General features: G+C 45.4%; 2 protein-coding genes. Both read right to left on the bottom strand.

The features are described 5' to 3' along the window. On the bottom strand, positions 1-857 hold an 857-nt coding region (locus V5298_RS01430; protein ID WP_332929678.1), incomplete at its 3' end, for a hypothetical protein. Positions 858-1,068: 211 nt separating this feature from the next. After that, a partial coding sequence (locus tag V5298_RS01425) for a hypothetical protein (protein ID WP_332929677.1) occupies positions 1,069-3,853 on the bottom strand: 2,785 nt, incomplete at its 5' end.

The raw sequence follows: 3,853 nt of genomic DNA, 5'->3' as shown, positions 1-3,853 counted from the left end.
GCATCGATATCGTTTTCTTCGGTAGCGGCTTCTTGTTCGTCCTGCGCATCATCGGTGAGGTCTGGGCCACCTAATAAGGTATCGATATCGTTTTCTTCGGTAGCGGCTTCTTGTTCGTCCTGCGCATCATCGGTGAGGTCCGGGCCACCTAATAAGGTATCGATATCGTTTTCTTCATCTTCGTCACCAACAATGTCACCCCCGCTATCCTGGTCAAAAGGAGGTTGTTCTCCACCTTTGACGTGGTAGTTTGCTTCGGGTCTATCAAGCATTCCCTGGAGGATCTCATCGTAATCCTCCGTACTCTCATCGTCCCCGCTAATGTCTGACGTATGATTGTCGTTGCTAGCAACATCATCCGTTTCTTCCGACGGTTTGATGGTTGAGTCGAGTTCGTCTTTATTTGAAACATCCTCGATACTGTCTAACTCCCCCGCATCATCCAGCATTTCTTCAATGCCACCATCGAGTGCGTGTTCTTCATCAGCAAGAAAAGGGACGTCAGGAAACTCCGTTTCATCAACCTGTTCGCCAAGAGCGTCATTTAATCCACTGGATGTATCGGTTTCGATTTTTTCCATTTTTTTGGATTGTTCTGTCTGAGACGTGCGTTCAGCATCTGCTATTACTTGCCTATCAACCTCGTCGTTTTCTTCGGCTTGTTCTGCAGGGGGGGAGAGGGACTGCGGATTGTTGCCTTTAGAGGGTTCCGTCTCGTCAAAAATAGCATCAACCCAGTCGTCACTAGCGGACCGTGCTTCAACGTCCTGAATATTCGCATTTTCCGCTTCAACGAGTTCATTAAGCGCTTGATCTAAAATGTCATTCGATGACCCATTACTGTTATTTTCATGCATTGCGGCACCTCCTTGTCCTACATTAGCCAAACCGTGTAGATATAATTTTTTAGCTAATGCAATGATGTATTAATTCCATTTTTTTAATGATAACACGCATCATAAGTTTCGTTATAATACATTATAAAAATTTTTTTTTGCAAACTGAAAGAAAAAGGGCCGTTAATAACCGGCCCTTTTTATCGAATGAGAATTGTGGCTTCTATACTTCTTAGTGTTCTACACCAACGAGTACGTAGGGTAAGCGAGGATCCGTCATTTCTTTCCTAAACACGATTAATGTTAAGCCTGGGCCACTTGTTATTGTTGGGCGTCGTGTAAATTGCTCTTTGGCCAAGTCGGATACGTAGGATGTGGCGGTTTGAAGGTTTTCCTTCGCCAATTCCCGAGAGTTTTGACCATAAACAACGGTTGAGCTTGAAATGGAATCCAAAAGTTCTGCTTGATCTTCAAGGTCACTCTCAGTTTCACTGTCCAAATAACTCGCATCAAGCGCTTCGACAGCCGACGCCAACAATAATCCACCATAACGCTGGATCCGATGGTAGTTAACATCATCAGCATCAACCATACTTGAATCGTTATACAGGTTTATCGACACTGCATTGATACCGAACGTCTGCCTTTCGTATATAAGTGAACTAAATTCATAGTAAAATTTATCACGCGGCATAACGGCATCTTCAATGTAAGGCACGACTACGTTACCAACTAACACTGCGCCAGCTAACTCACCAAACGTAATTTTTGCGTAAACCGTTTCTGTGTAATCACTATTAACAGGCGTTGATACGTAAGCTTGAGTCATATAAGCCATAGGAATACGGATTTCTTCGGTAGCAGCTCCCGCCCCTTTATCCGATCCCGGAGCCTTGTCTTCACTTTTTGGTGACGACGGATTATTCCGGGCAAACGACGTTCCTTGTGTTGAGTTCTGTCTGGGAGAATCATCGCGTGAAACTGCCTCATCTTTACCTTCGGACGATACCTGACTTTCCAGATAAGGGGCTTCTACCTCTTGTCCGTATTCGATCTTGTTATTAGACAACCACTCAGCGATAAGCACTTCTCTATCCGACAGGTATTTTGCATCCGTACCGTCAAGATTGTAATCGATAGCTTTGTCGCAAAAAACACCGTCAGCACGCATATTTCTGGCATCACAACCATCTTCGTTATACCCATCCCAATCGTCACCCTCAGAATTAAAGCCACGGGCGTCAAATCCTAACTGGTCGTACCCATCGGTTCCTCTTATCGACGTTATTTCTTGTTGCGAACAGCGAGTACCATCAGGCTTAAGGCCCAGCAGGTTACACTCAAATACATTTAGCTTTGATTTGTTCAATCCAAATTGGTCTATGCCACTGGCATTATAGATATGCGTAAGTTCGCTCATGGAGCACGGGTGGCCATCTTTATCCAAGCCCTCAAAATTACAGCCATGTTCATTGAAGCCTTCGGGATCCAACCCAAACTGATCCCTGCCGGTTTCACTATCAATAATGAGAGTGACCTCATCATGATCACAAAGGCTTCCGTCTTCTTTCAATCCGTTTATGGTACACCCGTTCTCGTTAACCCCATTTGTTAGTCCAAATCGATCCGTACCATTGGCATTAACGAACTGAACAACATTTTCGGGCTTGCACCGCGTACCATCTCTTTTCAGACCACGAATGGTACATCCATTCTCATTCAAATGGGTGTTTTGGTCGATGTGAAATTGGTCTTTATTGTTGCGGGAAACAACTCGGGTCAGCTTTTCAGGTTCACATATATTGCTCTGTCGGTCATACCCATAAAAGTCACAACCATTCGCGTTGTAACCATCTGCATAAAAGCCGAACTGGTCTTTTCCTGTCTGTTGATCAAAGATACGGGTGATATCTTCGGCTTTACATACTTGGCCATCACGACCAACCCCATCCAACCCGCATCCCTTGGCATTAAAGCCGTCACGGTTAAAGCCAAACTGGTCAAGCCCCGTCACTGGATCAACGATCTTTGTAACATCCTCATAGGCGCAGCGAGAGCCATCCTTTCGAAGACCATCAACATTACAGCCTTTAGCATTAAACCCGTCTCTGTAAAAACCGAGTTGATCGAGTCCTTTTTCGTCGTAAATACGAGGAATATCTTCAAGGGCGCATCTGCTCCCATCGGCTTTGAATCCTGACAAATCACAGCCCGCCGAGTTTCTCCCCTCGCTGTTTAATGAAAACTGGTCATAAATCATTCCGTCAAAAATGCGAGGGATTTCGTTTAGAGGGCAGATACTCCCATCTCGACGAAGGCCATCTAGTCCGCAGCCGTTATCATTAAACCCATCGATTTTCACACCGAACTGGTCTTCTTCTTGTTCGCTAAATAAACGCGGGATATCTTCAAAGGCACAACGATTACCTTCCGCGTCCAAACCGTCCAAATTACACCCTCTATCGTTAAATCCGTTTACGAGGTTTATTCGGTCAGTGCCATTCGCTTTTTTGCCAAATTGATTGGTACCGCTACTGTCAGTCAACTGGGGCGAAACTTCTGTATTGCAGTTTTTCCCAGCAGCATCACATCCCTGTGCATCCTCCCCTTTTTCATTCAATCCAGAGCGCCCAATCCCCTTGGAGTCAAGACCGAATTGGTCAAAACCATCTGCGCCGCGCATATGAGTAATAAATGCATCGTCACAGGTTTCCCCCTTCCGGTCTAGCCCCTCTAAATTACAGCCAAAACTGTTAAAATTATCTTTACCTAAACCAAACTGGTCAAGCCCCGTTTCTGGGTCGAAAATACGAGGAATATCTTCAATGGCGCAAAGGTTACCGTTCCGATCCAAGCCATTGAGATCACACCCCGCGCTGTTGTAGCCGTCGTTGCCAATCCCTAAAGCATCACGTTCTTCTTCGCTTAAAAGAAGAGCTTTTGCTGCGGCTTCAATTTGTGCTTTGGTTTTCTTTTTACCCGCAGAGAGTGGGCCTGACAGCGGCTCACCTTTTACA

Source organism: Alteromonas sp. 14N.309.X.WAT.G.H12 (assembly GCF_036697315.1).
In the GTDB taxonomy this organism is placed as follows: Bacteria; Pseudomonadota; Gammaproteobacteria; order Enterobacterales; family Alteromonadaceae; genus Alteromonas.
The sequence above is the reverse complement of the archived record's forward strand: the minus strand, read 5'-3'. Positions and strand labels throughout refer to the sequence as shown.